The organism is Nocardia sp. NPDC058666 (assembly GCF_042714895.1).
Taxonomy (GTDB): Bacteria; Actinomycetota; Actinomycetes; order Mycobacteriales; family Mycobacteriaceae; genus Nocardia.
This window is the reverse complement of record NZ_JBHXRY010000001.1, coordinates 625857-650897: the sequence shown is the minus strand read 5'-3', so window position 1 is coordinate 650897 and position 25041 is coordinate 625857. Positions and strand designations below refer to the sequence as shown.

The following is a 25041-nucleotide window of genomic DNA, read 5'->3' as shown; positions in this document are numbered from 1 at the left end:
CGAAATCTCGGGTCGACCGTGCTGGGTGTGGTCGTGCTAGCCTCGATACATAGCCATCCCATCGCGGTGGGGTTGGAAGTGAGCCACGGGATTACTCGCCGGACGACGAGGCCCGTGGCTCGCGTCGTATCCGGGTCAGATCGCCCGTACCTCGATCAGTCCACCGAGCTTGTCGAGATAGGTGGAGTTGCCGACGCGGTGCTGCACCACGGAACCGCAGACAATGTCGGAAACCCACAGCACCGGCTCGTTGCGGCCGATGCGGTGCTCGATGCGCAGTTCCGCTCCTAGCACGTGCTGGGCGCGGAACTTGTACGCGATATCGACGTCACTGGCGTCGAGACCACCTCGCGACTCCAGGGTCAGGACCGCGCATTCCAGGTGGTCCAGCTGGGGCAACAGCTGCTCCAGACACTTTCGGCGCTGACGACGGTCACTGGCACCGATCTCGTTGTGTACGACCACGATTCCGCATATGGGCAGCGAGGTGCAGCATTCGATGAGTGCCATGCGCCGTTCGGCGTTGGCCTTGTTCCAGTGCACCTTCTTCTCGCCACGCAACTGCAGACTGCCCATGGTGGCCCGCACCTCGGGAACGTCGCCATCCTCGATGAGGACGGCGGACAGGATGTATGTTCCGGGGTCGGCGTCTGGTTGCGACCCACTCTCGTCACCCCAAGCTGTCAGCAACGAGAACCACCGAGCGCGTCCACGAGAACCCCCACCCTGCGTAGTCGTCGATAGATTTCCCGATCCGGTAGACCTCTGCGCGTTTCGATCAAGCCCTCATCGATCAGCGGATGATGGTACTTCACCTGGGCGAACTCCGTTGACACCGCCGAGAATCGAGAGTTGACCCACGGCGCGCGATCACCGGCGGCGAACTGTTCCGGCATCCCAACTACACTCGCCATCGTGCTCGCACCCGAACGGCGGACGCGCGCCGATGTCTTCGTAGCAGTCGCGATCGCCGTCACCCTTGTGGTGGCGGCGTTCGTTGTATGGGCGCGCGCTGATGCCACCGGGACCGATTCGGTGGTGGCGGCGTCGCCTGCGCCTACTGTCACCGCGGCTACGGAGTTGCCGACCTCGTTGAGTGAGCGGTGGCATGCCTCGGATGCGGCGAGTCGGCGGGCGCTTGTTTCGGGGAATGTGGTGGTGACCGGGGATCACGGCACGGTGAGTGGGCGTGATCCGGTGACGGGGACGCAGTTGTGGTGGTATCGGCGGGATATGCCGTTGTGCGGGGTGGAATCGCAGTTCGGCGCGGTGATCGCCACCTATCGCGATCAGCGGGGGTGCAGTCAGTCGGTGATGCTCGAGGCCGATACGGGGGCGCGGCGGGTGGCGCGCAGTAGCTATATGGATGACGAGATCCGGGTTTCCGGGGACGGGACCTATCTGTTGGCGTTGGGGTCGAATCGGCTGGAGATGTGGCGTTCGGATCTGGTGCGCACGCTCGAATACGGTTACGTCGACGCGCCGGTGAACCCGAATACCCAGCCGCGCAACGGATGTGAGCTGCGGTCGGCCGCGTCGAGTTCGTCGCGCCTGGCGGTACTGGAACGCTGCCCGGGCGACGCCACCGACCGGCTGACGGTGCTGAACCCGGCCCCGAAGGAATCGACCGACCCCGAGGAACACGGCTCGCGCGTGCTCACCGCACCCGGTGCCGATTCCCCCGAGATGCGCGTAATCGCGGTGTCGGACAACAAGATTGCCGTCTACTACCCGCCGACTCCGCCCACCGCGACCGGCCTCGGACTGCCCGCCAGGATCGCCGTGCACGACGGCACCGGCAACGAGATCGCGGTGCATCAACTGGCCGCCCCGTGGAACGAACGCACCACCGTGACCCGACTGGGTTCGGCCATCTACGTTTTCACCGGCAGCAGCCTGATTGCCTTGAGCTCGAGCACATTACAACCGGTGTGGACCGTGCGCGACGCACTGGGCACGCCCGCGCTGATGGCGGGACGACTGCTGGTCCCGGTCGCGAACGGACTGGTGGCCGTGGACAGTGGCAACGGTTCGACCGTGGCCGCCATCCCGGTCAAGCGCGCCGACTACCGCGGCGACACCATCTCCACCGCCGTACTGGGCAACACAGTCTTCGAGCGACGCGGCGGCCAGCTCTACGCGCTGACCTGACCCCGCACTGCCATGATGGACCCATGTCCGAACCCGACGCCCGTCTGGTCCTGCTGCGCCACGGCGAAACCGAGTGGTCGAGCCAGCGCAAACACACCAGCTTCACCGACCTGCCGCTGACCGAGCAGGGCGAAGCCCAGGCCGTGGCGGCCGGGCTGGTGCTCGAGTCGCTGCACCTGCGCGACCCTCTGTGCTTCACCAGTCCGCGCTTGCGCGCCAGGCAGACCGCGGAGCTGGCCGGTCTGCATCCGATCCACGTCGACGACGACCTGGTCGAGTGGAATTACGGCCAGTACGAGGGCATCACGACCGCGAAGATCCGCGAAACCGTGCCCGGCTGGACCGTGTGGACCGCACCCGTGCCCGGCGGCGAGACGGCCGACCAGGTGGGCGCACGGGCCGACCGAGTGCTGGCCCGGGTCGAGCCGGAACTGCCCAAACGCGACGTGATCCTGGTCGGCCACGGCCACTTCTCCCGCGTGCTGATCGCCCGCTGGGCGGAATTCCCGGTGCGCGAGGGCCGCCGCTTCGCGATGTCCACCGGCGCGGTCAGCGTGCTGGGCTTCGACCACGACGCCCACTCCATCTGGGGCCACAACCTCACCGCCCGCACCGAACCGATCGAAGGAATTCTGCGATGACCGCACTCGTGCGCCGTGCCACCCCCGCCGACGTGCCCGCGATGGTCGGGTTGGTCCACGACCTGGCCGAGTACGAGAAGGAACCCGCGCAGTGCACGCTCACCGCGCCGCAGCTGCAATCCGCGCTGTTCGGCCCGACGCCCGCACTGTTCGCGCACGTTGCCGAGCACAACGGCGAGGTGGTGGGCTGTGCGATCTGGTTCCTGAACTACTCGACATGGGATGGCGTGCACGGCATCTGGCTCGAGGACCTCTACGTGCGCCCCGAGACCCGCGGCACCGGACTCGGCCGCGCACTGGTGGCGGCGCTGGCGGCGGAGGCGGTCGAACACGGCTACAGCAGGGTCTCGTGGTCGGTGCTCACCTGGAACACCCCGTCGATCGCCTTCTACCGATCCCTCGGCGCCGCACCGCAAGACGAGTGGATCGGCTACCGACTATCGGGTTCCGAACTGACAGCGCTGGCCTCGCCCGTGAACTGAAGCCGCGCAACGACTTTCGCAATTCGATTGGGCAACAAGGCTTTTCACGTTCGTTGAATTGCGCGCGAAAAGCCGGGCTATTCGTCGTCGATTTCGGCGTAGTCAGCGGCCATGAACCGACTGGTCGCCGGCGCGAACAACGTCGCGAGTCCACCCACCGCGACAACCGCCAGCAAACTGCCCCACAGCGGCTGATGTGAGTCGGTGAGCAACGACCACGCCACCGGCAGCAGCAACACGTTCGCTATGACGGCGATCGCGCGTCCCCACCGTTTGCCGCGCAGCAATCCGAGGCCCGCGGCGAACACGCCACCGAACAGCACCCCGAACCACATCGCGGTCCCGACCCCGCTGGCTTGGGATTGATCGTGCCCGGTCAGCGCCCGCACGACCAGCACGATCGCGGTGACCAGACCGGCCAGGCCCTCCAGCGTGACCAGGACACCGGCCGCTCGCACCGTCATCGGGATGCCGGCGGGCACCTCGCGCTGGTCACCGTCTGCTGTCACGTCCTGCTCTGCCACGTGCCCCAGCCTACGACGACGCGTCGTGGTGCCCGGCGCGCGCCGGGTGTTCGCCGCAGCGCATTACCCTCGGCACTGTGCGGACGCTGCTCATTGTCAATCCCAATGCCACCTCGACGACCCCGGCCACCCGGGATCTGCTCGCGCACGCCCTGGAGAGCCGAACGCAGCTCACCGTTGCGCACACCCAGCATCGCGGTCACGCCGCGGAACTGGCCCAGTGGGCATCCACGCAGGAAATGGACCTGATCGTCGTGCACGGTGGCGATGGGACGGTCAACGAGACCATCAACGGGTTCCTGCCGGTGCCCCAGGTCGGCGACGACCAGGTGTGGCGCCCGCGCCTGGGCATCATTCCCGGCGGCTCGGCCAACGTGTTCGCCCGCGCGCTGGGCATCTCCCCCGACCCGGTCACCGCGACCAACCAGCTCATCGACCTGCTGGCCCGCGACGCCGACCGCCGAATCGGCCTGGGCTTGGCCGACGACCGCTGGTTCACTTTCAGCGCGGGCGTGGGCCTGGACGCCGACGTGTGCGAGGCCATCGACGCCGCCCGCGCGAAGGGTCGCAAGGCCACGCCGACGCGCTATCTGCTCACCACGGTGCGCAAGTTCTTCGGTGCGCGGCGGCAGGAACCGACGGTCACTGTCGAGGTACCTGGACGGGATCCGGTGGAGGACGTCTATTACGCCTTCGTCACGAATTCCAGTCCGTGGACCTATCTCGAGGACCGTCCGATTCGTACGAATCCCACGACCACCTTCGAATCGGGTCTTGGCGTGTTCGCGATGAAGTCGATGAGCGTGACCCGCACCCTGCTGCTTGCCCGACAGTTGCTGGCCGAGAACGGAAACCCCAAGGGGCCAACGCTTTTCCGCGCGGACAACGTCGATTCGGTGCGCATCGAGACCGACTCCGAGATCGGTCTGCAAATCGATGGCGACTTCATCGGAAAACGCAAGATGGTGCATTTCACATCTGTGCCCAGCGTGCTCGATGTGGTGGCTCCCAAGCCGTCCTGAACGCCGGTCACGAAGAAAAATCTGCTGGTTGCGCTGCGAAAACCACCGGACGCGAGTAGAAATGACCGGGCAGGTTCCCCTCACGGGGCCCTAGAGCGTGATCTCCCCCACGGTGCGCCGGAGACCTATTGACATCTACGGTGATCGTGAAAGCATTCACAAGCAACCGTGCGGAAACATTCGAGTCGCACAAGTGAACGATCCACTAACTACCGGCGCCCTTTGTGGCGTCCACGCAAAGGAGCAGAGGAATGGACTGGCGCCACAAGGCCATCTGTCGCGATGAGGACCCTGAACTGTTCTTCCCGGTGGGTAACAGTGGTCCTGCGCTCGCGCAGATTGCCGATGCCAAGCTGGTCTGCGCCCGCTGCCCCGTCACTGCCGATTGCCTGTCGTGGGCCTTGAAGTCCGGACAGGATGCCGGCGTGTGGGGTGGCATGAGCGAAGACGAGCGTCGCGCGCTCAAGCGTCGTAACGCGCGCACCCGTACGCGTACCACCGTCTAGAGACGACGGATCTGGCGTTGCCGGGCCATTCAGCCCCGGCCCGGTAACGCATGTGTGAGAACCCGGCACCTTCGCGGTGCCGGGTTTATTGTTGCCTACCAGCGGTTTTGGAATACTTCAGCGCCCGGCGCGACGGCCCAGCGGCACTCGAAGTACCGCGTCCGTGCCCACATCGGCACCGGGATGTAATCCGATCGAGCCGCCCAGTTCCGACGTCACCAGGGTGCGCACGATCTGCAATCCCAACCGGTCGGAACCTTCCAGACTGAACCCTGCCGGTAGCCCACGGCCGTCGTCGCTGATGATCACGTCCAACCAGCGTGCGGAGCGTTCGGAGCGAATCGTCACGGTACCGTTCTCGCCCGCGTCGAAGGCGTGCTCGATCGCGTTCTGCACCAGTTCGGTCAGCACCATCACCAGCGGTGTCGCGCGTTCGGCGGAGAACACTCCCAGCGATCCGGCGCGGCGCACCTTGATCCGCGCGGTGTGCACCGTGGCCACGTCGGCCATGATCGGCAGCAGTCGGTCGATGACCTCGTCGAGGTCGACTTCCTCGTCCACCGACATCGACAGCATCTCGTGCACCGAGGCGATCGAGGTGACGCGGCGCACCGATTCCGTCAGTGCCACTTGGGCTTCGGGGTTCTCGGTGCGACGGGCCTGCAGTCGCAGCAGCGCCGCCACGGTCTGCAGATTGTTCTTCACCCGGTGGTGGATCTCGCGGATGGTGGCGTCCTTGCTCAGCAACGCGCGGTCGCGCCGCTTCACCTCGGTGACGTCGCGCACCAGCAGCGCGGGCCCGGCCAGTTCGCCGCCGGGGCGCAGCACCAGCGTGCGCAACAGCACGGTCGCCCCGCGCGCTTCGACTTCCATCCGGCGTCCGGTGCGTCCGGCCAGCGCGGCCTGGATATCGGCCACCACTTCCTGGGCGTCGAACGGGTCGGTGATCAGCGAGCGGGTGGTCACCGCGAGGTCCTGGCCCACGAGATCGGCTTGCATACCCATGCGGTGGTAGGCCGACAGCGCGTTGGGGCTGGCGTAGACGACGATGCCGTCGGTGTCGAGGCGGATGAAACCGTCACCGGCGCGCGGGCTCGAGTGGGTGGCGGCCCGGTCTTCCGGTGTGGGGAAACTGCCGTCGGCGATCATCTGGCACAGGTCGTCGGCGCACGAGACGTAGGCCGTCTCCAGTGTGCTGCGCACCCGCGAGCGGGCGAGATCGGAATCGCGGCTCAGCACCGCGATCACATCGTCGCCGCAACGCACCGGGATCGCCTCGCGGATCGCGTGGGCGGGGCTGGGGTGGTAGACCCCGCTGACCTCCACCTCGGTGTCGGTGCGCACCGTGGTGCCGCTGAGCAGGGCATCGAAGACCTGCGGGAACTCCGACCGTGACGCGGTGGTGCCCACCTTGTCCTCGAGATGCACCGTGGGCGCGGTGGTCGGCCGGATCTGGGCCACACACACCACGTCGCAGCCGTCGTCGACCGGGCCCGCGCCCACCCACAGCAGCAGATCCGAGAACGAGAGATCGGCGAGCAACTGCCAGTCACCCACCACCCGTTGCAGATGGTCCACGGCGATGCCGGGAAGGTCGGTGTGTTCGGCCAGGAGCTCGCTCAGTGTTGCCACGCTGGATCTACCGCTTCGTTCTTCGTGTGACTTACGCGATGGTGGCGATGAGGTCGCCCGCCTGCAGAACCTGGCCCGGTGCGACGTTCACCGATGTGACATCGCCCTCGACCTCGGTGAGCACCGGGATCTCCATTTTCATCGACTCGAGCAGCACCAGTGTCTGATCTACCTGGACATGTTCGCCCACGGTGACCTCCACAGCGAGCACGGTCGAGACCATCTCCGCGCGCACTTCTTCAGGCATGGCACCCCTTCGTTAGTATCCGCCGAAGCTACAGCCAACCACACATGAAACAATGGGTGTCGACCAGACATAGAAGGGAGCTCCCATGGGTAAGCGTGGACGTAAGAAGCGCAGCCGCAAGGGCAACGCCGCAAACCACGGCAAGCGTCCTAACGCTTGAGTCGTGCCGCTGCGCACAGACACAAAAGCACGCCCTCGATCGAGAGCGTGCTTTTGTCGTATCCGGGGGCTGATCAGCTCTCGCTGGTCTCGATCCTGGTGACCGTGATGGTCCGGTGGATCTCCAGTTTCAGCCGGTCGCGCAGGCCGTCGGGGGCGTGCTCACCACCGCATTTGCGGCTGAGCAGGCCCTTGATCTTCTCCTCGATGCCGTAGGCCTCGATGCAGGGGCTGCAGTGGTCCATGTGCTCCTGCAGGCGCGCCCTGGTGGCATGGTCGCACTCGTTGTCGAGCATGAGCCACACATCCGCCAGGACCGCGGTGCAGTCCATGTCGAGATCGGGATCGTCACTCACTTCACAACCTCCTGGCGTTCCCCACGGTCGAATCCACGTTCGCGCGCCACGTCGGCGAGCAGGCCCTTGAGCTGCTTGCGTCCACGGTGCAGCCGAGACATCACGGTACCGATGGGGGTGCCCATGATGTCGGCGATCTCCTTGTACGGGAAGCCCTCGACGTCGGCGTAGTAGACCGCCATCCGGAATTCCTCCGGCAGCTGCTGCAGCGCGGACTTGATCTGGTCGTCGGGCAGGGCATCCAGTGCCTCCACCTCGGCCGAGCGCAGGCCCACCGAGGAGTGCTCGGCGGTGGCCGCCAGCTGCCAGTCGGTGATCTCGTCGGTCGGGTACTGCGCGGGCTGACGCTGCTTCTTGCGGTAGGAGTTGATGTAGGTGTTGGTCAGGATCCGGTACAGCCAGGCGCGCAGATTGGTGCCCTCCCGGAAGGACTTGAACCCCTGGAACGCCTTCACGAACGTCTCCTGCACCAGGTCCTCGGCGTCGGCCGGGTTCCTGGTCATGCGCAGCGCGGCGCCGTAGAGCTGGTCGATCATCGGCAGCGCGTCCCGCTCGAACCGGGCCGCCAGCTCGGCTTCGTCGACTTCTGTGCCGGACGCCCCGTCCGACACCCGGTTGTCGTCGTCGCTCGTCACACCCATCCCTTCGATCGCCGTAGTCACCGAATCTACCGGCACAACGGAATCGACAGGCACTCGCGCACCCCGTGGCAGGAGAGGACGCTCCTCGAGCAGCAGTGTCACTATCTCTCCTTCACGATCTCTCCCCGGATGGGCTTGTCACTTGTGTGCAACAGGCACCCCCGCATCCGTGTTCCCGCACCGCCGGAATGTCGGAAGTAGGGTGACCGGCATGTCGACTCCCGCGATCCGGTCCCTGCGCGACATCGAGCATCGAGTGCACGCGTATTCCCATGATCCGCGGGCGGAATCGTATGGCGACGAGGCTGTCGACGCGCTCGGGGAGCTGGTGGGTGTGCAGGCCGCGCAGATCTTCAAGACCTTGGTGATCGAACTCTCCACGGGCGCGCTGGCCGTGGCGGTGTTGCCGGTGCCGGCGCGACTGTCGTTGAAGGCGGCGGCCGCGGCGTTGGGTGCGCCGAAGGCGATCATGGCCGACAAGACCAAGGCGCAGCGCACGACCGGCTATGTGCTGGGCGGGGTTTCGCCGCTGGGGCAGCGCAAGAAGTTGCCCACTGTTGTCGACGCGTCGGCGCTGCGGTGGGATCGGGTGCTGTGCAGCGCGGGCAAACGCGGGTTGGAGATCGAGTTGGCGCCTGCGGATCTGGTGCGGGCGTGTGCGGCGGTCACCGCGGATATCACCGGCTGAGGGCCATCCGGATCTGCTCTGGCTCCGAATTCACTGGGACATACTCTGCGCCCGGTACGACTGAATCGACCCGAGGATGTGATGCGAAGATGTCTGCTCGTTCGACGATCGCCATGCTGTCCGGTGCTGTGGTAATCGGTTTCGGTGTGTTGGCTCCCGTCGCCACCGCTGTGCCGCAGGTGGTTCCGCCGTCGCAGGCCGAGCCCGGCGACTATCCGCTCAACGGTCAGGGCACCACGCCGAAGCAATCGCCCAAGACCGCGCCGGGGACCGACGATGACGAGACCGCCGAGAAGACGGAGAAGTTGGGTGGTGGGGTGGCCACCGAGGTCATCGATCTGGTCACCGGAATCATCAAGTGCGGGTTGAACATTGCCACCGATTCGGTGCCCTGCACGCTCTGAGCATTTCACCCGAGGCCGGGCACGATCACAGCAGTGTGGTCTGCCCGGCTTCGTCGTCGCAGGTGCCGTCGGGCACCAACAGTTCGGGTCCGTTGTTGCGCACGTTGTTCACCAGGCTCGACACCGGACGCGCCACGATCGTGGCCAGTTCCGCCGGAGAAGGCGGCTTCAGTAATTCCGCTGGTGCGGGGTGATCGGGGTCGAGCCACGCGTCCCAGTGCTCGCGCGGCATCGGCAACGGCATCCGGTCGTGGATGTCGGCCAGTTCGCCCATCGCGTCGGTGGTCAGGATCGTGCACGACAGCAGCGGTTGGGCGTCGGGCACGCTGCGATCACGCCAGACCGACCACAGCCCGGCCATGTACAGCAGCGAACCGTCGGTGTGCGACATATAGAACGGCCGCTTCACCGCCTTGCCCTTGCCGGTCGGCGCGGGCTCGACCAGCCATTCGTACCAGCCGTCCATCGGGACCAGGCAGCGCTTGCTCTTGACCGAATCGCGGAACGACGGCGCGGTAGCGGCCTTGTCGGCGCGGGCGTTGAACAGCGGTTTGCCCTTGGCGGGCAGACCGGGTTCGCCAGCCTTGGTCCAGTGCGGGATCAGACCCCAGCGCATCCGCCGAATCCGCAGACGCGGGTCGTCGTCGGGCTCGCCGTGTTCGTGTCGCTCCACGATTGTGAGCACCTGGGTGGTGGGCGCGACGTTGTAACTCACGGCCGCGTCCGGCTCGTCCAGGCCCGTCTCGTCGACAGCGTCCAGTTCAGCCGCCAACCGGCCCGGATTCGTGGTCGTCGCATATCGTCCACACATAAGGGCCAACATACGCGCGGACACCGACAGAAAACCGTGCCGACGACCCCACCCCACGCCGAAAACCGCACCACCGGTGTGTCCGAACCGCACATAAGCGAAGATGGGGACGTGAGTTTCTGGCCTGCGCCCCCTATCGAGGTCCCCGTCCATGCGACCGTGACCCTGCCCGGTTCGAAATCCATCACCAACCGCGCGCTCATCCTGGCCGCACTGGCCGATGGGCCGTCCACCCTCACCGGTGCGCTGCGCAGCCGCGACACCGACCTGATGATCCAGGCGCTGCGCGCGCTGGGCACCGAGATCACCGGCGACGCCGACACCCTCGAGGTCACCCCCGCGCCACTGCACAGTGCCGCGGTCGACTGCGGCCTGGCGGGCACCATCATGCGGTTCCTGCCGCCCGCCGCGGCGCTGGCGTCCGGCGATGTCGCGTTCTTCGGCGACGAGCAGGCCAAACTGCGCCCACTGACCACCATCCTCGACGCCCTGCGCGCCCTCGGCCTCGATGTCGACGGTGACGCGCTGCCGTTCGTCGTGCACGGCACCGGCGCGCTGCGCGGCGGCACCGTCACCATCGACGCGTCGGGTTCCTCCCAGTTCGTGTCCGGGCTGCTGCTGTCGGCGGCCCGCTTCGACGAGGGCATCACCGTGCACCACGACGGCAAGTCGCTGCCGTCGATGCCGCACATCGAGATGACCGTGGAAATGCTGCGCCGCGCCGACGTGACCGTGCGCACCCCCGCCGATTCCGGCAACGCGCAGACCTGGACCGTGGCGCCCGGCCCGATCCGCGCGGTCGACTGGGAGATCGAGCCCGACCTGTCCAACGCCACCCCGTTCCTGGCCGCAGCCGCGGTGACCGGCGGGCAGGTGAGCATTCCGATGTGGCCGCGCGGCACCACCCAGCCCGGTGACGTGATCCGCGAGATCCTGGTCCGGATGGGCGCCGAGGCCCGCATCACCGACGGCGTCCTCACCGTGCACGGACCCGATCGCCTGGCCGGCATCGACATCGACCTGCACGACGTCGGCGAACTCACCCCCACCGTGGCGGCCCTCGCTGCGCTGGCGGACTCGCCCTCGCGACTGCGCGGCATCGCGCACCTGCGCGGCCACGAAACCGACCGTCTCGCAGCACTTTCCGCGGAGATCAACCGCCTGGGCGGCAATGTCACCGAGACCGAGGACGGCCTCGAGATCGTGCCGGCCCCGCTGCACGGCGGCCAGTGGCACTCTTACGCCGATCACCGCATGGCCACCGCCGGCGCGATCATCGGCCTGCGCGTGCCCGGCGTGGAGATCGAGGACATCGGCACCACCGCCAAGACCCTGCCGACCTTCGTCGCCCTGTGGGAGCAGATGTTGGCCCCCGCGTTATCCGGTAACGGAGTGGCGCGCTGAGCCGCCAAGGCCGATCCTCAGCCAGCTACGACGAATCCGATGTCCGGGTCCGCCCGGGCAAGGCCTCGTCGCGCCCCCGCACCAAAACCCGCCCCCAGCACGCCGACGCCGAGGCCGCCATGGTGGTCGCCGTCGACCGTGGCCGGTGGGGTTGTGTGCTGGGCGGTGACGCCGACCGGCGCATCGTGGCCATGCGCGCTCGCGAACTGGGCCGCACGCCGATCGTGGTCGGCGACCAGGTCGACGTGGTGGGTGACCTGACCGGCAGGCCCGACAGCCTGGCCAGAATCGTGCGGGTCAGCGAACGCAGCACCGTGTTGCGGCGCACCGCCGACGACACCGACCCGTTCGAACGCATCGTGGTCGCCAACGCCCAACAGCTGTTCATCGTGGTGGCACTGGCTGATCCGCCGCCGCGCACGGGTTTCGTCGAGCGGGCGATGGTGGCCGCGTATGCCGGTGGGCTGGAACCGATTCTGGTGCTGACCAAGCGCGACCTGGTCTCGGAGTCCGAATTCGCTTCCGCCTTCGAAGGTTTGGATCTGAAGATCCTGTACGCGGGCATCGACGATCCGATGGAGCCGGTGCTCGAGATCTTGAACAACCGACTCACCGCGCTGATCGGACACTCCGGTGTCGGCAAGTCCACGATGGTGAATCGTCTTGTGCCCGATGCGTATCGGGCCGTGGGCGTGGTGTCCGGTGTCGGCAAGGGTCGGCACACGTCCACGCAGTCGGTGGCCCTGCCGCTGCCCGAGGGTGGTTGGGTGATCGACACTCCCGGCGTGCGGTCGTTCGGCCTGGCCCACATCACTCCCGACGACGTCATCGCCTCGTTCACCGACCTCGCCGGTGCCATCGAGAACTGTCCGCGTGGCTGCACGCACCTGGGACCGCCCGCCGATCCCGAATGCGCGTTGGATCAGCTGCCGGGGACCGAACGGCGGGTGGGCGCGATTCGCACGCTGCTGACCGCGTTGATCTCCAATGACGCGTGGGAGCACCGCTGATCCGGAGCACCGCTGATTGCGAAATGAGCAACGGTCAGATTGCGAATTCGACTCACGTTCGGTCGCGTTCACGGTCTCGACACAGTGCGCCGGTACCGTCATGCCCATGAAGCCACCGGCCATCGGTTACCTGCGCCGCGACATCTCGGGTGTCGCTCAGTCCTGGGACGAAACGCAGATCCGTTCGCTAGCCGAGCGGCTGGGTTACCGCTTCACCAAGACCGTGGTTTTCAGCGATCGCACCGCCGATCCGATCGGTCGGCTGCTCGACGTGGTCAATACCACCGAGGCTGCCGCGATCGTGACGCCGAGTTTGACGCATCTGGGTTCGGATGTGCCGCATCAGATCGCTGCTGCCTGCGACATCATCACGGTGTCGCCCGAGGTCACCCACGCGCGGACGCTGCCCGCGCTGCCCGCTTAGGTCGGTGCTGCCCGCTTCAGACCAGCGCCCGGTATCTGCCGTCTGAGTCTTTGGCCAGTCGGCCTCGCCGAACCGCGGTGTTCAGGCAGGCTTCCACGCGGTCCTCGGCGGCGCCGGTGCGCTCGTGGGCGAACTGGGTGAGCGTGGCCCAGACGATCTCGTCGAAAGTGTGTCGATTGTGTTGGGCCACCTGGGTTATCGCGTTGACGATCTCTTCGGCGGCGATGGTGTCGATGGCGCGGGAAACGGTCGGTGGGGTGAAGCGGAAGCCGCGCCAGGTGGTGGGGTCCAGATCCGAGGGCCAGACGAACACGCCCAATGAGGTTGCGCGCATGAGGGATTCGGGTACTTCGCCCAGTACGCAGATCTGTTGCTTGTCCGAGGGTTTCTGCACGCCGAAACGTTGGGCCACACGCGCTACCAACTGAGTGCGCTCGATCGGGCCTTCGACGGCGATGGTTTCGCGGACTGCGTCGCGGACTCGCAGGGGGATGGTGGCGGAGCTGTCGCGGTCCAGGTCTGCGGGGGAACCGAGGACGCCCGTGGGTGCGGTGACATACGGGATGCCGGTGGGCAGCCAGTGATGGGCGGTGCGGGTGCGGATCTGCCAGTCGGGGGTTTGGGCCACTGTCGGGGAGATCGGGGCGGACGGTGGGGTGTATTGGACCTGTGGGAAGGGGGTCGGTGGGCTTGACCTCGGCGGGTAGGACGCGTGCGGATACGGGGTCGCGGGCGTTTCCGGGCGTGCTCGCGGAGGCATCGGTGGACCGTACACCTGTTGGGGTGCACCAGGATTGGTGTTGCCCGACTGCCCGTACCCCTGCTGAGGTGCAGCAGCGTGGGAGCCGTGCCCGTACTCAGACGCAGCGCCGTTGGGGCCATGCCCGTACTGGGGCGCAGCACCGTGGAGGCCCTGCCCGTATCCGTACGCGCTGTGGTCCCCGTGCTGCGCGGTGAAGTTGCGTTTGCGCCGATCGCCGATCACGAGCTGCCAGATCGACACGGCCGACAGTGCGGTGCCCCCGGCCAGGAATGCCACCGCCAGCACGATCCCGAACGTGCTGCCATCATCGATGCTGCTGAAATACCCGACCGCGCCCAGCAGCACGCTGAAAGCTCCGCCGAGCAATCCGACGACCCACCCGATCCTGCCGAACCACCGCACCTGGTTCACTCCCCTTCCGTGCGGACCACCTGCCGCATCTGACCGAGCCGACACACTCCCCCATCGACACTGCGAGGAGCCTACTCCCGACCACCGACAACCCCACCGGGCTCGGTCACAGGCCGAACTCGGCGGCCAGTTGCTCGACCCTCCTGCGTTGCGGGTCGTCGGCGGGTCGCAGCACTTCGAGATCGATACGCAGCTGTTCGAGGAACCGTTGCGCTCTGGCACGATCGCCCACTGCGGGCAACCATTCCGCGATCGCGACCCGCACCAGCACCGCCTCGTCGCTGAATCCGGCATCGCCAGAACGTATTTCGCCCAGCATCCGGTACAGCTGGTCCACCGCGTCCGATGCGGTGAGTTCGCCGAGCGCGGCCCGGCAGTCGACCGCCGCGACTCGCGCCCGCCAGACCCGTCCGCTGACCGGTCCCGTGGCGCGCAGTTCGATCGCCTCGACCTTCTCCCATTCGGCCAGGGCGCGCCGTTGTTCGCCGCTGTGGGCGAGCGCGGTGGCGATGTCGCGGTGGAGTTCGCCGAGTTGGGGGCTGGTGGGGCCGAAGCGTGCTTCCGCCTCGTCGACGACGGTGACCAGGGCTTCGGCGGCCTGGGCGAAGCGACCGAGTTCGCACAGTTCGCGATAGCGGGCCGCGACTTCCGCGAGTCCGCCTGTCTCGGTGACGGATTGGGGTTTCACGGGGCGCGGGGGTACCGCATCCTGCGCTGATTCCGCGGGCGGGTTCGGGCGGCGAAAGATCCTGGTTGGATCGGGATAGCCTGCAGCACTGGCACTTTCGGCCGCCCCAACCCCCGGAAGAAATGGCAACAGCCGGTCATACACATCACGCGCGGTAGCCGGTCGATCCGACGGATCCTTGGCCAGCAACTCGAGCACCAACTGTTCGATCGGCGCGGGCACCTCCCGTCGCAGCACCCGCAACGGCGTCGGCGCCTCCGACAGATGTCGGTTGTGCGTATCGAACTGCGACGCGGCTTCGAAAACCCCTCTGCCACTGAACATCTCATGCATGATGCACCCCAGCGCGTACAAATCCGCCCGAGGCCCCACCTCCTGCCCGTTCACCAATTCCGGCGACATATACGCGGCGGTCCCCAACACCGACCCGGTCCGCGTGATCCGACTGGTACTCCCGTCGAGCAACGCCGCGATCCCGAAATCGATCACCTTCACCGTCCCATCCCCCGCCACCAGCACATTCGCCGGTTTCAAATCCCGATGCACCACCGGCAGCACATGCGCGTGCGACAACACCGTCGCGATCTGCGCCGCCACCGCAACCCCACACTCGATCGACAGCACCCCCACCCCCGACAGGAAGTCCCGCAGCGTCACCCCTTCGATGTGCTCCATCACCAGATAAACACTGTCGGCCCCCTTGTCGAGCACCGCGTCGAACACCTGCGGCACCCCCTGATGCCGAATCCGCGCGGTAACCCTGGCCTCCCGCCGAAACCGAGCAACGAACTCCTCCGCCATCTCAGCCCGAGAAGCGAACTGCCCCACCGCAATCCGCTTCACGGCCACCGCCCGATCCAAAACCACGTCATACCCCAACAGCACCTCCCCCATCCCCCCAGCCCCCAACGCCCCGGTGATCTCATACCGCCCATCGATCACTTCACGCACCCTGACCTCCAACCCGACGCCCGACCCAGCCTCCCGCACGATACTGCGCTCGATCGGCAGACAGCTGCATCATCGAGGCAAGCGACATCGCCGTGGGACACACCGTGCCGCGCTACCCACGCGTGCGGCGTCGGGCAGTCAGGCTTGGTCGGTCGGCTCCAGGGCACCTGCGGTCAGGCCGGTGGCGATGAGGTCGGCGGCGTGGCGGGCGGCGGTGGCGGTGGTGTGGGCGGTTACTCGGAGGTGGTGGAGGCGGCGGAAGGCGGCGCCGTAGGTTTTTTGGGCGGGCAGCGGGAGCATGGGGATGCGCAGGCGGGCGGGGTCGAGGCGGATGGTGGTGGTGCCGTACATGGCGGCGGCGTTGTCGGGGCTGCCGATGAAGCCGGCGAAGAACCAGGGGTCGATGCGGGTGGGGTCGGTGCGGAAGACCAGGACGCCGGGGGCGGGGACGGCGCCGATGTCGGGGCCTTCGGCTACGCGGGTGCCCTGGGCGGCGCCGTGGTCGTCGCGCAGGCGGGAGACCAGGACGTCGCCTTCTTCGATCGGGTCGCCGACGGGGGCGCCGGGGGCGGTCAGGCCGGAGGGGGCGCGGCTGTTGAGCAGGTCGTGGCCGGTGAGGACGGCGCGTTGGGGTGCGTCGTCGGGGACGGCTTCGGAGCTGCTGGTGACGATGCGGACGGCCTTGCCCGCGATCAGGTTGCCGACGGCGACGTAGCGCCACACGGTGCCGGGGGCGGCGTCCCATTCGCGGACGGTGTCGGCGACGGCGTGCAGTTCGGTGAGGTTGTCTGCCAGTTGGGCGATGGCGGCGTGGGCGGAAGCCGAGGCGTTGTCGGGGTCGACCGCGGCGCGCACGTGGCGGGCGGGGGTGAGGTCGACGTCGTCGTCGAGGACGTCCATCACGCGAACCACGGCGGTCACGTCGGGGACGGTGGCGTCGTCGCCTTTATCGAAGGCACGCCACGCCTTGACGACCGTGTCGGCGAGAATCTGCCAATCCGGTTGTTCCCCTCCATGATTGGGCAGGCGGGTCGTGTCGGCGAAAAGGAGTGTGTCTTTCGGGAGGCCCTGGCCTGGTCGACGCAGGACCCAGAGTTGCAGGCCGACCTGACGTGGCGTCGACGCGCCGGGCGGCAGCGCGATCACGGCCCGCAATGCGCCCGCGCGCAACAGTTCCATGCGAATGCGGCGGCCAGATGATCTCGCAGCCACTGCCGGCGGAAGTAGAAGAACAGCGGTACCACCGGGTTGCAGATGCGCGATGGCGTGCTGGACCCACGCTAGTTCAGATTCGCTACGTGGCGGCACCGAGTACACCCAGCGCGGATCGAGCGCCAGTTCATCGGCGCTCCAATCACGTTGGGAATAGGGCGGATTCGACAGGACAGCATCGAACTCGAGATCGGTGAACGCGTCGGCGAGCAAGGCGTCGCCTGCCCGGATATCGACCTCGACCTTCGGCGCGAGCGTGCCCAGCAGCGCCCCGGTGCGACTGGCCTGCACCGGCAGAATGTCCTGGCCGTGCAGCGACGCGGCGCCGATCCTGGACGCCTCGAGTAGCAGGGTGCCGCCACCGCAGGCGGGGTCGAGCACCGAGCGTGGTGCGGGCGATGCGGACGCGGCGAGCACGTCGGCCATCAGCGCCGCGACGGGTTGATCGGTGGGATAGATGCCCGTGCTCGGCCCGTCCAGCCCGCGTTCGGCCAGCACCGTGAGGGTCTCCCGCACCCCCACTTCCCCGACCGCCGCTCGCACCGCCTCCCGCACCGGGTCCGTGGCCTTGCTCGCCGGGTCGGCCACGAACTCCATCAGCGCCACGACATCCTCGGGCGCGACCTCGGAACGCAACACCGTGCGCAGGCGCTGTACGGGCGAATCGGCCGCGGTGTTGCCGTGCCCGCGCAACCACTGCTGCACTTCGGCCAGGTCGAACAGCGGCCGCGATTCGGAGCCGCCGGGCACCGGTGCGGGGAAATCCGCATGTCGGCGCCGCCAATTGCTCACAGTGGCGCGGGTGACGCCGGCCAGCCGGGAGATCTCGGCGGCGGCGACGGTGGGCGTCGAGTCTGACATGGGTCTCCTCTGGTCAAGGTCAAACGTAACACGTCACCATTGACATAACCCGACGTCAGTACACATGTTTTCAATGTCCACAGTGAAAACATTGTTTCCCTGTTGCTATCGCCGTTGCGTAGGTGTAGCGTTCTTCTCAACGGCGCGGCAATCATCCAGACACACCGCCCGCAACGCACGAACTCGGTTGCGCGACAACATCTCTCGCAGCTCCATTCTTCGATGCACACCCCCGGAACACCCGGCCTTCTCCGGCCGCGATCGGTCGTGTCATCACCACCCGACCCGCACGGCTCCGGGTCGCCACTACCTTCAGGAGATCACCATGTCCACTCCCCAGTACCCCGCCAATCCCGGTGTCCCCCAGCAGCCTTACTACCCGCAGCCCCCGCGCAAGAAGAAGGTGTGGCCGTGGGTGCTCGGCGGGTTCGTCGTTGCCGTGCTGGTGTTGTTCGGCGGCTGTGCGGCACTGATCGGTGGGGCGGCCAACGAGGTCGCCAAGACGCAGGAGAGCAAGTCGGTGCCCGCGCCTGCCGGTACCGAAGTGCGTGACGGGAAGTTCGGGTTCACCGTGACGAAGGTGGATCCGCCGGTCGCCATCGTGGGCGACAACCCGTACATGCAGAAGACCGCGCAGGGTGAATTCGTGCTGGTCTACGTCGACGTGGCCAACACCTCGAACGTCGCCCAGCATTATTTCGGCTCGAATCAGAAGCTGATTGATGATCAGGGCCGCGAGTTCGCCAACGACACCGCTGCGGAGATCAACGTCAACGATCAGCTGTCCGCCGAGATCAACCCCGGCAACAAGATCTCGATGGTGTTGGTCTTCGATGTTCCGGTGGGCACGGTTGCCACGGCCGTGGAATTCCACGACTCGGCCTTCTCCGATGGGGCGCGCGTCGCCTTGAAGTAGTCCCGAACACGCACGGGCCCAGCGGTTTTCGCTGGGCCCGTAGTTCGTCTAGAGGGCGTCGAGAACCGCGGCGGCCAGCGGTGCGGCCGACGCCGGGTTCTGACCGGTGTGCAGGTTGCGGTCGGCTTGCACGAACGGCTCGAAGGGTGCGCCGCACTGGTAATCGGCGCCCAGTTCGATGAGGCGGTCTTCGAGCAGCCATTTGGCCTGGTCAGCCAGGCCGCCGAGGCGTTCTTCGGCGTCACTGAAGGCGGTCAAACGGTAGCCCGCGAAGGGTGACGGGCCGTTCTCCGCGGTGGCCAGGATCGCGGCCGGACCGTGGCAGACCAGCGCCAGCGGCTTACCGGAATCCAGGGTTTCTACCAGCAGCGCCGCCGAATCCTTGTTCACCGCAAGATCTTCCATCGGACCGTGTCCGCCGGGGTAGAACACCGCGGCGTAGTCGGCCAGCTTCGCATCGCCCAGTGCTATCGGATTGTCCAGTGGCGCAGCATTTTTGATGATTTCCGAGACTTCCTCGGCACCCTTCTCGCCACCATTGGCCGCCGGTGCCAAACTCCCCAGGTCGACCGGCGGCTTCACCCCGCCCGGCGTAGCCACCACGACTTCGAAACCGGCTTCGGTGAAGGCCTGGTAGGGCGCGGTGAACTCGTCGGCCCAATAACCGGTGTGCCGCTTGGCATTACCGGACAACGTCCAGTGATCAGCACCGGTCATTACGAACAGGATCTTCGCCATCATCGCCTCCAGGAGTGGATTGCCGGCGTCAGTGTTGCGCGCCGATGGTGTGGAGAATTTCGTGGATGATCGGGTCGGTGAGTCGGTTGGTGACCGATCGGCCTTCGCGGGTGGACGTAATACAGCCTTCGTGCCGCAGCACGCGCAGCGCCTGGGAGATCGCGTTCTCGTTGCGGCCGATCGCGGCGGCCAGCTCGCCGACGCTGATGCCGGGCGAGCGGTGCAGGCACAGCAGGATCTCCAGGCGACCGGGGTCCGACAGCAGGTCGAAGCGTTGCGCCCACTGCCTGATCTCGACATCGTCGATCGCGCGTCGGCCGCGTTCGACCGGCGTCCCGTACAGCGTGTGTGGCTCTCCCATGACGGTGCCCAGCTTACGTGACTATCATCTGTTTATCTGTTCAGATAAACATGAGTTGGGATGTCCTCGATGCGCGGTCGGCCGCTGTTCGCTGTAGGGGCCGCGTTGACGGTCGCGCTGACGTCGTGCGGTGGGCCCGACAGTGGGTCCGCCGATTCGCTCGTGCTCGCCGATGCGTATGAACTGGGTGGTTACAACCCGGTTGCCGGGTATGGCGCGGCCGGTGAGGCCAAGGTCTATGACGGACTACTGAAGTTGACCGGTGGCACCGGTATGCCCGGTTTCGCCCCGGCGTTGGCGACCGCGCTGCCGACACCGGATGCGCAGGCGACCGTGTGGACGGCGCCGCTGCGCGCGGGCGTGCGGTTCAGTGACGGGTCAGAGTTCGATGCCGCCGATGTGGTGGCGACCTATCGGGCGATTCTGGACCCGGCGTCGGCCTCGGAGGTGCGGTCGTCGTTTTCGATGATCGAGCGGGTCGAGGCGGTGGATCCGCTGTCGGTGCGGTTCACGTTGCGGCATCCGTATGCGGCGTTTCCGACCAAGTTGCTGATCGGGATCGTGCCGTCGGAGGCAGTGGCCGTGCCGGGGCCTGCGACCGAATCGTCGCTCAATACCGCGCCGATCGGCACCGGGCCGTATCGACTCACCGCCTTGGAGCCGACGCGGGCGGTGTTCGAGGCAAACGAAAGTTATTGGGGTGGTGCGCTTTCGGTCAAGCGGTTGACGGTGCTGTATGTGCCCGACGACAACACGCGTGCGCAGCGGATGGCCAGTGGTGAGCTCGATGGGACTTCGCTGCCGCCGTTGTTGGCCGGAACGTTCGCTGGGCGGATGACGGTGCAGGCCAACACTTCTGCCGACTGGCGTGGGGTTTCGATGCCCGAGGGTGATCCCGTCGCCGGTGATCGTGCGGTGCGGTTGGCGCTGAACTACGCGGTGGATCGTCAGGGGATGATCGACAATATTCTCGGTGGTTACGGGCGGCCGGCCTACACACCGTTTGCCGGTGTCTACGGCGAATCACATAACCCGGCAGTGTCTTTCGCTTTCGATCGCCGGAAAGCCGGGCAGATCCTCGACGATGCGGGGTGGCGTGCGGGCTCGGATGGTGTGCGCGCGAAAGATGGTGTGCGCGCTCGCTTTACCGTGATGTACAACTCCACGGACACGTTGCGTCGTGATCTCGCACTGGCTTTCGCGTCTGATGCTCGTCGTGTGGGTGTCGAGGTCGACCTGGAAGCACTGTCGTGGGATCGGATCGAACCTCGCATCGAGCAGGCGGGCATTCTGCTCGGCGGCGGTAGCGAGCCGTACGATCCCGACACGCAGGCCTACAACACCCTGCACTCACCGGATCGGGGCGCGGGTAGCCCGTACGACAATGCGAGCCGCCACGTCGATCCTGCGATCGATGGCCTCCTCGAAACCGCAAGGCGCAGTGTAGATCCGGCCGTGCGCGCTGCCGCGTATCGCGAAGTCCAGAGCCGTTACGCACAGGACCCGAGTCACATCTTCCTGGTGCATCTCGACCACACCTATGTGGTGAAGGATTCGTCCTGGCAGATGTCGGGCCCGATCCTCGAACCGCATGCGCACGGCGTGACCTGGGGTCCGTGGTGGTCGCTGCAGACGTGGACTCGATGATGGGGCGCAGTCGTTTTCGCGCACGCGGGCTCGGGGCCTTGATCGGGTGGCGGTTGGTCACCTTGATTCCGGTGTTGATCGCCGTGTCGGCTGCGCTGTTCGCCGCAGCCGCACTGTCACCGTTCGATCCGCTGGTCGGGTACCTCGGTGCGCGTTACGAGACGACGAGCGTGTCGGATCGGACGCTGCTCACCCATCAGCTCGGACTGGACGCGTCCTGGTATCAGCTGTACGGGCGGTGGGTCGGCGACCTGTTCAGCGGCGATCTCGGCGTCTCGCGCGGATTCGCCCAACCGGTGAGCACTCTGCTGGCCCAACGGATTCCATGGACAGTGCTGCTGGTCGTCGTCGCGATGAGTGTGGCGATCGTGGTCGCGCTCGGCGCAGGCGTGTGGGCGGGCATGCATCGGGGCGGACTGGTCGACAAGCTGGTCACCGCCTCGTGCGTGATGATGCAGGGGTTGCCGCCGTTCGTGGTGTCGCTGGCCGCGATCGCGCTGTTCGCGGTCGGTCTCGGGTGGTTGCCGCCCGCCGGGCTCACCGACGCGGGCGCCGAGGTCGGATTCGGCCAGGTGGTGCGGCATCTCGTGCTGCCTGCCTTTGCTTTGGCCGTGTCGCAGGTGCCGTGGTTGCTGTTAGCGGTGCGGGAATCGGTATCGGGCAACCGCGGCGAGGATTTCGTGGTCGGCGCGGCCACGCGTGGGATCGACACCGCCACCATCACCCGCAGGCACATCCTGCCGACCTCGCTCGCACCGTTCGTGACGATTCTTGGCGCGCGACTGCCCGAGATCGTGGTCGGGGCGGTGCTGGTGGAAGAGATCTTCTCGTGGCCGGGGATCGCCGGGGCGTTCGTGCACTCGGCGAAGGACCTGGACATGGCATTGCTGGCGATTCTCACCGTCGGCACGACCTGCGCGGTGATGCTCGGGTCGCTGCTGGCCGATGTCGCGGTGGCGCTGTTGGATCCGCGGGTGCGCGCCGATGGTTGAGTCGACTGGTCGCCGGCGGCTGTACCTTGCGGTATCGGTGCTGGTAGCAGTGGTGCTGTATGCGGTGCTCGTGCCGTGGATCGGCGGGGTCGACGATCGGCTGACCGACTTCGCGAGTGCGCGGCAGGCGCCGTCGGGGCAGTGGTTGTTCGGGACGGACTCCGCTGGGCGGTCGCTGTTCGTGCGGATCGCGGCGGCCTTGCGGACGTCCCTGATCGTGGCGGTGTGTGCGGCGGCGGTGTCCACAGTGCTCGGGGTGGTGGTCGGGGCGGTGTCGGCGTTGGCCGGTGGGTGGGTGGATCGGGTCGTGATGCGGTTCGCCGATACCGCGAACGCGCTGCCGCATCTGCTGCTCGGGATCGTGATCGTGGCGCTGTTTCGTGGGAACGCGGTGGCGGTGGTGTTGTCGATCGGGCTCACGCACTGGGTGCAGGTCGCGCGGATCGTGCGGGCGGAGAGTTTGAGTTTGCGGGAGCGCGAATATGTCTCTGCCGCAGTGCTTGCCGGGGCGGGGCGTGCGCATCTGCTGGTCCGACATCTGCTTCCGGCGGTAGCTCCGCAGGCGTTGATCGCGGTCGTTCTGCTTCTGCCCCATGCTATTTGGCACGAATCGACGTTGTCGTTCCTGGGGTTCGGGCTGCCGCCGCATGAGCCGAGTCTTGGCACGCTGTTGGAAGAGGCACGCACGTCGTTGCTGTTGGGTGGGTGGTGGACGCTCGTTTTCCCGGCCGGGTTCCTGGTGTTGACCACGGTGGCGGTCGCCGTCGCGGGGTCGTCGTTGCGGACGTTGCTCACGCCGCCCAAACCTTCGAGGATGCCGCGATGACGAGCCCATTCCCCCTCCCACCGGTCCAGTCGGTCGACGACATCGGTCTGTCGATCGACTCGTTGACCGTGCGAATTCCGGTCGGCGCAGGTGCTGTGGTGCACGCGGTGACCGACGTGTCGCTCGAGGTTTCGGCGGGCGCGGTGACTGCGCTCGTCGGCGAATCCGGTTGCGGGAAGTCGATTGTCGCGAGTGCGGTGATGGGTGTGCTGCCGCGTGAGGCAGTGACCACCGGGTCTATTCACCTGGACCGAGGCGCCGACGCGCCAGTCGACATCCTCGCCGGCGAATACCCCTATCGCGGCCGCCATATCGCGCTGGTACCCCAGTCGCCGAGCACCTCGTTCACGCCCGTGCGAACAATCGGTTCGCAACTGCGGGAAGCCATCACCGCGCACGGCACCGCACACAGCCCCGCGGACCTCGTCGACCGTGCGGGTCTGTCCCGTGCCTCGCTAGACCTGTACCCGCACGAACTCTCCGGGGGCATGGCCCAACGTGCCGCTGTCGCAGCGGCTTTGGCGGGCGACCCCGCGGTCATCATCGCCGACGAACCGACCTCGGGACTGGACCTCTCGCGCACCGATCAGATCGGAAAGTTGTTGCGCGAGTGCGCCGATGACGGTGCGGCGGTCCTGATGATCACCCACGATCTCAGCCACCTACTGCGCGCGAGCATCGCCGACACCGTCGCGGTCATGTACGCCTCCCGCCTGATGGAAGTCGGACCCGCCGCTGAAGTGCTCGCCGACCCCTGGCACGACTACACCCGCGACCTACTCGCCGCCCTCCCCGAGCACGGCCTGCACCCCCTCCCCCACCCACCGCAACCGCTGACGAACCTGTCCGAAATCTGCCCCTACGCGGGCGAGCCGACAGTGCTGATTCCCCAGCAGCAGCGCATGATTCGCCATCCGAGGTCCCGATGCTGACAGCCGACTCCGTCACCGCGGGCTACCGCGCGGGCGAACCCGTCATCCGCGGCATCGGCCTGCGAATCGCCCCCGGCGAGATCGTCGGAATCACCGGCGACTCAGGATCAGGAAAAACCACCCTCGCCCGAACAATGGCAGGCCTGCTCACCCCCACCGCAGGCACGGTCACCATCAACGGAAAACCACCCCGAAAAGCCCGCGGCACCACCGCCATGGTCTTCCAATCCCCCCGCGCCGCAACCAATCCCCACTTCACCATCGCCCAAATCATCACCGAACCCACCACCATCCGCCGCACCCCGGCCCCCGACCTACACGCCCTAGCCACTTCAGTAGGCCTGACCCCCGACCTGCTGACCCGCCGCCCCCACGCCCTCAGCGACGGCCAACTCCAACGCGCCTGCCTAGCCAGAGCCCTAGCCCAAAACCCCCACTACCTGATCCTCGACGAGCCGACCGCCATGCTCGACGCCGCCACCACCGCCACCATCATCCGCCTGGTCGTGCAACAAACGAGCATGGGTACCCTCCTGATCAGCCACGACAAACCCCTCCTCGACATCGCCTGCACCCGCATCCTGACCATGCACGAGGGCGTGTTGACTACCGGTCAAGCATCTCCGCAATAACGACACAAA

The 25041-nt window shown here is 66.8% G+C and carries 29 protein-coding genes; 17 read left to right on the top strand and 12 right to left on the bottom strand.

Annotation, left to right across the window (positions count from 1 at the left end; genetic code table 11):
• Nucleotides 1–135 precede the first annotated feature (135 nt).
• Nucleotides 136–690, bottom strand: coding sequence for a hypothetical protein (locus tag ACFWVD_RS02980; RefSeq protein ID WP_379240228.1), 555 nt, complete (start codon nucleotides 688–690; stop codon nucleotides 136–138).
• A gap of 225 nt (nucleotides 691–915) precedes the next feature.
• Between ACFWVD_RS02980 and ACFWVD_RS02975 the strand changes: the two genes are divergently transcribed.
• From ACFWVD_RS02975 to ACFWVD_RS02965, 3 genes are read left to right on the top strand one after another with little or no spacing between them, the layout of a single operon-like run.
• Nucleotides 916–2151 carry a hypothetical protein gene (locus ACFWVD_RS02975; RefSeq protein WP_379240227.1) on the top strand — a complete coding sequence of 412 codons (1236 nt, stop codon included), beginning with the start codon at nucleotides 916–918 and terminating at the stop codon, nucleotides 2149–2151.
• Nucleotides 2152–2174: 23 nt separating this feature from the next.
• Nucleotides 2175–2792: an acid phosphatase gene (locus ACFWVD_RS02970; RefSeq protein WP_379240226.1), complete on the top strand. Its 618-nt coding sequence runs from the start codon at nucleotides 2175–2177 to the stop codon at nucleotides 2790–2792.
• Nucleotides 2789–3274, top strand: coding sequence for a GNAT family N-acetyltransferase (locus ACFWVD_RS02965; RefSeq protein WP_379240225.1), 486 nt, complete (start codon nucleotides 2789–2791; stop codon nucleotides 3272–3274). The genes ACFWVD_RS02970 and ACFWVD_RS02965 overlap by 4 nt, the downstream gene beginning before the upstream one ends.
• Nucleotides 3275–3351: 77 nt before the next feature.
• On the opposite strand, the gene ACFWVD_RS02960 is transcribed toward ACFWVD_RS02965, so the two are convergent.
• Nucleotides 3352–3738, bottom strand: coding sequence for a hypothetical protein (locus ACFWVD_RS02960; protein ID WP_379240959.1), 387 nt, complete (start codon nucleotides 3736–3738; stop codon nucleotides 3352–3354).
• A 137-nt stretch (nucleotides 3739–3875) separates the two neighbouring features.
• On the opposite strand from ACFWVD_RS02960, the gene ACFWVD_RS02955 reads away from it, so the two are divergent.
• Entirely contained in the window at nucleotides 3876–4820 is a 945-nt protein-coding gene (locus tag ACFWVD_RS02955) for a diacylglycerol/lipid kinase family protein (RefSeq protein ID WP_379240224.1), read from the top strand.
• Nucleotides 4821–5071: 251 nt separating this feature from the next.
• Entirely contained in the window at nucleotides 5072–5326 is a 255-nt protein-coding gene (locus ACFWVD_RS02950) for a WhiB family transcriptional regulator (protein WP_266292507.1), read from the top strand.
• 117 nt (nucleotides 5327–5443) lie between these two features.
• Here the strand turns inward: ACFWVD_RS02950 and ACFWVD_RS02945 are convergent, their stop codons facing one another.
• Nucleotides 5444–6958 carry a sensor histidine kinase gene (locus ACFWVD_RS02945; protein WP_379240223.1) on the bottom strand — a complete coding sequence of 505 codons (1515 nt, stop codon included), beginning with the start codon at nucleotides 6956–6958 and terminating at the stop codon, nucleotides 5444–5446.
• 31 nt (nucleotides 6959–6989) lie between these two features.
• Nucleotides 6990–7205 carry a biotin/lipoyl-binding carrier protein gene (locus ACFWVD_RS02940; protein WP_379240222.1) on the bottom strand — a complete coding sequence of 72 codons (216 nt, stop codon included), beginning with the start codon at nucleotides 7203–7205 and terminating at the stop codon, nucleotides 6990–6992.
• Between the two features lie 85 nt (nucleotides 7206–7290).
• Here ACFWVD_RS02940 and ACFWVD_RS02935 point away from each other — a divergent pair, with 85 nt between their 5' ends.
• A complete protein-coding gene (locus tag ACFWVD_RS02935) occupies nucleotides 7291–7365 on the top strand; it encodes a 50S ribosomal protein bL37 (protein WP_022597109.1) in 75 nt (24 codons plus the stop codon).
• 73 nt (nucleotides 7366–7438) lie between these two features.
• Here the strand turns inward: ACFWVD_RS02935 and rsrA are convergent, their stop codons facing one another.
• Together rsrA and ACFWVD_RS02925 are read right to left on the bottom strand one after the other, a co-directional pair.
• A complete protein-coding gene (gene rsrA / locus ACFWVD_RS02930; RefSeq protein WP_379240958.1) occupies nucleotides 7439–7696 on the bottom strand; it encodes a mycothiol system anti-sigma-R factor in 258 nt (85 codons plus the stop codon).
• A 20-nt stretch (nucleotides 7697–7716) separates the two neighbouring features.
• Nucleotides 7717–8361: a sigma-70 family RNA polymerase sigma factor gene (locus ACFWVD_RS02925; protein ID WP_379240221.1), complete on the bottom strand. Its 645-nt coding sequence runs from the start codon at nucleotides 8359–8361 to the stop codon at nucleotides 7717–7719.
• Nucleotides 8362–8563: 202 nt separating this feature from the next.
• On the opposite strand from ACFWVD_RS02925, the gene ybaK reads away from it, so the two are divergent.
• Both ybaK and ACFWVD_RS02915 read left to right on the top strand, forming a co-directional pair.
• Entirely contained in the window at nucleotides 8564–9049 is a 486-nt protein-coding gene (gene ybaK / locus ACFWVD_RS02920; protein WP_379240220.1) for a Cys-tRNA(Pro) deacylase, read from the top strand.
• A gap of 89 nt (nucleotides 9050–9138) precedes the next feature.
• On the top strand, nucleotides 9139–9453 hold the full coding sequence (locus ACFWVD_RS02915; RefSeq protein ID WP_379240219.1) for a hypothetical protein: 315 nt from the start codon (nucleotides 9139–9141) through the stop codon (nucleotides 9451–9453).
• A 25-nt stretch (nucleotides 9454–9478) separates the two neighbouring features.
• Here ACFWVD_RS02915 and ACFWVD_RS02910 read toward each other — a convergent pair whose 3' ends face one another.
• Nucleotides 9479–10264 carry an SOS response-associated peptidase gene (locus ACFWVD_RS02910; protein WP_379240218.1) on the bottom strand — a complete coding sequence of 262 codons (786 nt, stop codon included), beginning with the start codon at nucleotides 10262–10264 and terminating at the stop codon, nucleotides 9479–9481.
• A gap of 111 nt (nucleotides 10265–10375) precedes the next feature.
• On the opposite strand from ACFWVD_RS02910, the gene aroA reads away from it, so the two are divergent.
• The 3 genes from aroA to ACFWVD_RS02895 all read left to right on the top strand — a co-directional run bounded on the left by aroA (nucleotide 10376) and on the right by ACFWVD_RS02895 (nucleotide 13102).
• Nucleotides 10376–11668, top strand: coding sequence for a 3-phosphoshikimate 1-carboxyvinyltransferase (aroA, locus tag ACFWVD_RS02905; RefSeq protein WP_379240216.1), 1293 nt, complete (start codon nucleotides 10376–10378; stop codon nucleotides 11666–11668).
• Nucleotides 11669–11787: 119 nt separating this feature from the next.
• The gene (gene rsgA, locus ACFWVD_RS02900) at nucleotides 11788–12678 is read left to right on the top strand and encodes a ribosome small subunit-dependent GTPase A (RefSeq protein WP_379240215.1); all 891 of its coding nucleotides are present in this window, start codon (nucleotides 11788–11790) and stop codon (nucleotides 12676–12678) included.
• A 106-nt stretch (nucleotides 12679–12784) separates the two neighbouring features.
• The gene (locus tag ACFWVD_RS02895; RefSeq protein WP_379240214.1) at nucleotides 12785–13102 is read left to right on the top strand and encodes a hypothetical protein; all 318 of its coding nucleotides are present in this window, start codon (nucleotides 12785–12787) and stop codon (nucleotides 13100–13102) included.
• Nucleotides 13103–13118: 16 nt separating this feature from the next.
• On the opposite strand, the gene ACFWVD_RS02890 is transcribed toward ACFWVD_RS02895, so the two are convergent.
• The 3 genes from ACFWVD_RS02890 to ACFWVD_RS02880 all read right to left on the bottom strand — a co-directional run bounded on the left by ACFWVD_RS02890 (nucleotide 13119) and on the right by ACFWVD_RS02880 (nucleotide 17988).
• Nucleotides 13119–14276, bottom strand: a complete 1158-nt coding sequence (locus ACFWVD_RS02890; protein WP_379240213.1) for a DUF3320 domain-containing protein — start codon at nucleotides 14274–14276, stop codon at nucleotides 13119–13121.
• A 106-nt stretch (nucleotides 14277–14382) separates the two neighbouring features.
• Entirely contained in the window at nucleotides 14383–15915 is a 1533-nt protein-coding gene (locus ACFWVD_RS02885; protein ID WP_379240212.1) for a serine/threonine-protein kinase, read from the bottom strand.
• Nucleotides 15916–16053: 138 nt separating this feature from the next.
• Nucleotides 16054–17988 carry an N-6 DNA methylase gene (locus tag ACFWVD_RS02880; protein WP_379240211.1) on the bottom strand — a complete coding sequence of 645 codons (1935 nt, stop codon included), beginning with the start codon at nucleotides 17986–17988 and terminating at the stop codon, nucleotides 16054–16056.
• Nucleotides 17989–18313: 325 nt separating this feature from the next.
• Here ACFWVD_RS02880 and ACFWVD_RS02875 point away from each other — a divergent pair, with 325 nt between their 5' ends.
• Nucleotides 18314–18904, top strand: coding sequence for a DUF4352 domain-containing protein (locus tag ACFWVD_RS02875; protein WP_379240210.1), 591 nt, complete (start codon nucleotides 18314–18316; stop codon nucleotides 18902–18904).
• A 48-nt stretch (nucleotides 18905–18952) separates the two neighbouring features.
• On the opposite strand, the gene ACFWVD_RS02870 is transcribed toward ACFWVD_RS02875, so the two are convergent.
• Complete coding sequence (locus ACFWVD_RS02870; RefSeq protein ID WP_379240209.1) at nucleotides 18953–19621, bottom strand: type 1 glutamine amidotransferase domain-containing protein; 669 nt, start codon at nucleotides 19619–19621, stop codon at nucleotides 18953–18955.
• Between the two features lie 49 nt (nucleotides 19622–19670).
• A complete protein-coding gene (locus ACFWVD_RS02865; protein ID WP_379240208.1) occupies nucleotides 19671–20003 on the bottom strand; it encodes an ArsR/SmtB family transcription factor in 333 nt (110 codons plus the stop codon).
• A 69-nt stretch (nucleotides 20004–20072) separates the two neighbouring features.
• Here ACFWVD_RS02865 and ACFWVD_RS02860 point away from each other — a divergent pair, with 69 nt between their 5' ends.
• The 5 genes from ACFWVD_RS02860 to ACFWVD_RS02840 are packed head-to-tail and all read left to right on the top strand — an operon-like array spanning nucleotide 20073 to nucleotide 25032.
• Nucleotides 20073–21650 carry an ABC transporter substrate-binding protein gene (locus ACFWVD_RS02860; RefSeq protein ID WP_379240957.1) on the top strand — a complete coding sequence of 526 codons (1578 nt, stop codon included), beginning with the start codon at nucleotides 20073–20075 and terminating at the stop codon, nucleotides 21648–21650.
• Nucleotides 21611–22642: an ABC transporter permease gene (locus ACFWVD_RS02855; protein WP_379240956.1), complete on the top strand. Its 1032-nt coding sequence runs from the start codon at nucleotides 21611–21613 to the stop codon at nucleotides 22640–22642. The genes ACFWVD_RS02860 and ACFWVD_RS02855 overlap by 40 nt, the downstream gene beginning before the upstream one ends.
• Nucleotides 22635–23468: an ABC transporter permease gene (locus ACFWVD_RS02850; RefSeq protein WP_379240207.1), complete on the top strand. Its 834-nt coding sequence runs from the start codon at nucleotides 22635–22637 to the stop codon at nucleotides 23466–23468. Before ACFWVD_RS02855 ends, ACFWVD_RS02850 begins: the two co-directional genes overlap by 8 nt.
• Complete coding sequence (locus tag ACFWVD_RS02845; RefSeq protein ID WP_379240206.1) at nucleotides 23465–24400, top strand: ATP-binding cassette domain-containing protein; 936 nt, start codon at nucleotides 23465–23467, stop codon at nucleotides 24398–24400. Before ACFWVD_RS02850 ends, ACFWVD_RS02845 begins: the two co-directional genes overlap by 4 nt.
• Complete coding sequence (locus ACFWVD_RS02840) at nucleotides 24394–25032, top strand: ABC transporter ATP-binding protein (RefSeq protein ID WP_379240205.1); 639 nt, start codon at nucleotides 24394–24396, stop codon at nucleotides 25030–25032. The genes ACFWVD_RS02845 and ACFWVD_RS02840 overlap by 7 nt, the downstream gene beginning before the upstream one ends.
• Nucleotides 25033–25041 lie beyond the last annotated feature (9 nt).

What these genes read in the sequence shown, in the direction of transcription:
- ACFWVD_RS02970 (WP_379240226.1), top strand. Translation starts at nt 2,175, where the DNA reads ATGTCCGAACCCGACGCCCGTCTGGTCCTGCTGCGCCACGGCGAAACC.
- ACFWVD_RS02965 (WP_379240225.1), top strand. Translation starts at nt 2,789, where the DNA reads ATGACCGCACTCGTGCGCCGTGCCACCCCCGCCGACGTGCCCGCGATG.
- ACFWVD_RS02960 (WP_379240959.1), bottom strand. Translation starts at nt 3,738, where the DNA reads ATGACGGTGCGAGCGGCCGGTGTCCTGGTCACGCTGGAGGGCCTGGCC.
- ACFWVD_RS02950 (WP_266292507.1), top strand. Translation starts at nt 5,072, where the DNA reads ATGGACTGGCGCCACAAGGCCATCTGTCGCGATGAGGACCCTGAACTG.
- ACFWVD_RS02940 (WP_379240222.1), bottom strand. Translation starts at nt 7,205, where the DNA reads ATGCCTGAAGAAGTGCGCGCGGAGATGGTCTCGACCGTGCTCGCTGTG.
- rsrA (WP_379240958.1), bottom strand. Translation starts at nt 7,696, where the DNA reads ATGGACTGCACCGCGGTCCTGGCGGATGTGTGGCTCATGCTCGACAAC.
- ACFWVD_RS02925 (WP_379240221.1), bottom strand. Translation starts at nt 8,361, where the DNA reads ATGGGTGTGACGAGCGACGACGACAACCGGGTGTCGGACGGGGCGTCC.
- ACFWVD_RS02915 (WP_379240219.1), top strand. Translation starts at nt 9,139, where the DNA reads ATGTCTGCTCGTTCGACGATCGCCATGCTGTCCGGTGCTGTGGTAATC.
- ACFWVD_RS02910 (WP_379240218.1), bottom strand. Translation starts at nt 10,264, where the DNA reads ATGTGTGGACGATATGCGACGACCACGAATCCGGGCCGGTTGGCGGCT.
- rsgA (WP_379240215.1), top strand. Translation starts at nt 11,788, where the DNA reads ATGGTGGTCGCCGTCGACCGTGGCCGGTGGGGTTGTGTGCTGGGCGGT.
- ACFWVD_RS02895 (WP_379240214.1), top strand. Translation starts at nt 12,785, where the DNA reads ATGAAGCCACCGGCCATCGGTTACCTGCGCCGCGACATCTCGGGTGTC.
- ACFWVD_RS02880 (WP_379240211.1), bottom strand. Translation starts at nt 17,988, where the DNA reads ATGTCAGACTCGACGCCCACCGTCGCCGCCGCCGAGATCTCCCGGCTG.
- ACFWVD_RS02875 (WP_379240210.1), top strand. Translation starts at nt 18,314, where the DNA reads ATGTCCACTCCCCAGTACCCCGCCAATCCCGGTGTCCCCCAGCAGCCT.
- ACFWVD_RS02870 (WP_379240209.1), bottom strand. Translation starts at nt 19,621, where the DNA reads ATGACCGGTGCTGATCACTGGACGTTGTCCGGTAATGCCAAGCGGCAC.
- ACFWVD_RS02865 (WP_379240208.1), bottom strand. Translation starts at nt 20,003, where the DNA reads ATGGGAGAGCCACACACGCTGTACGGGACGCCGGTCGAACGCGGCCGA.
- ACFWVD_RS02860 (WP_379240957.1), top strand. Translation starts at nt 20,073, where the DNA reads ATGCGCGGTCGGCCGCTGTTCGCTGTAGGGGCCGCGTTGACGGTCGCG.
- ACFWVD_RS02850 (WP_379240207.1), top strand. Translation starts at nt 22,635, where the DNA reads ATGGTTGAGTCGACTGGTCGCCGGCGGCTGTACCTTGCGGTATCGGTG.
- ACFWVD_RS02845 (WP_379240206.1), top strand. Translation starts at nt 23,465, where the DNA reads ATGACGAGCCCATTCCCCCTCCCACCGGTCCAGTCGGTCGACGACATC.
- ACFWVD_RS02840 (WP_379240205.1), top strand. Translation starts at nt 24,394, where the DNA reads ATGCTGACAGCCGACTCCGTCACCGCGGGCTACCGCGCGGGCGAACCC.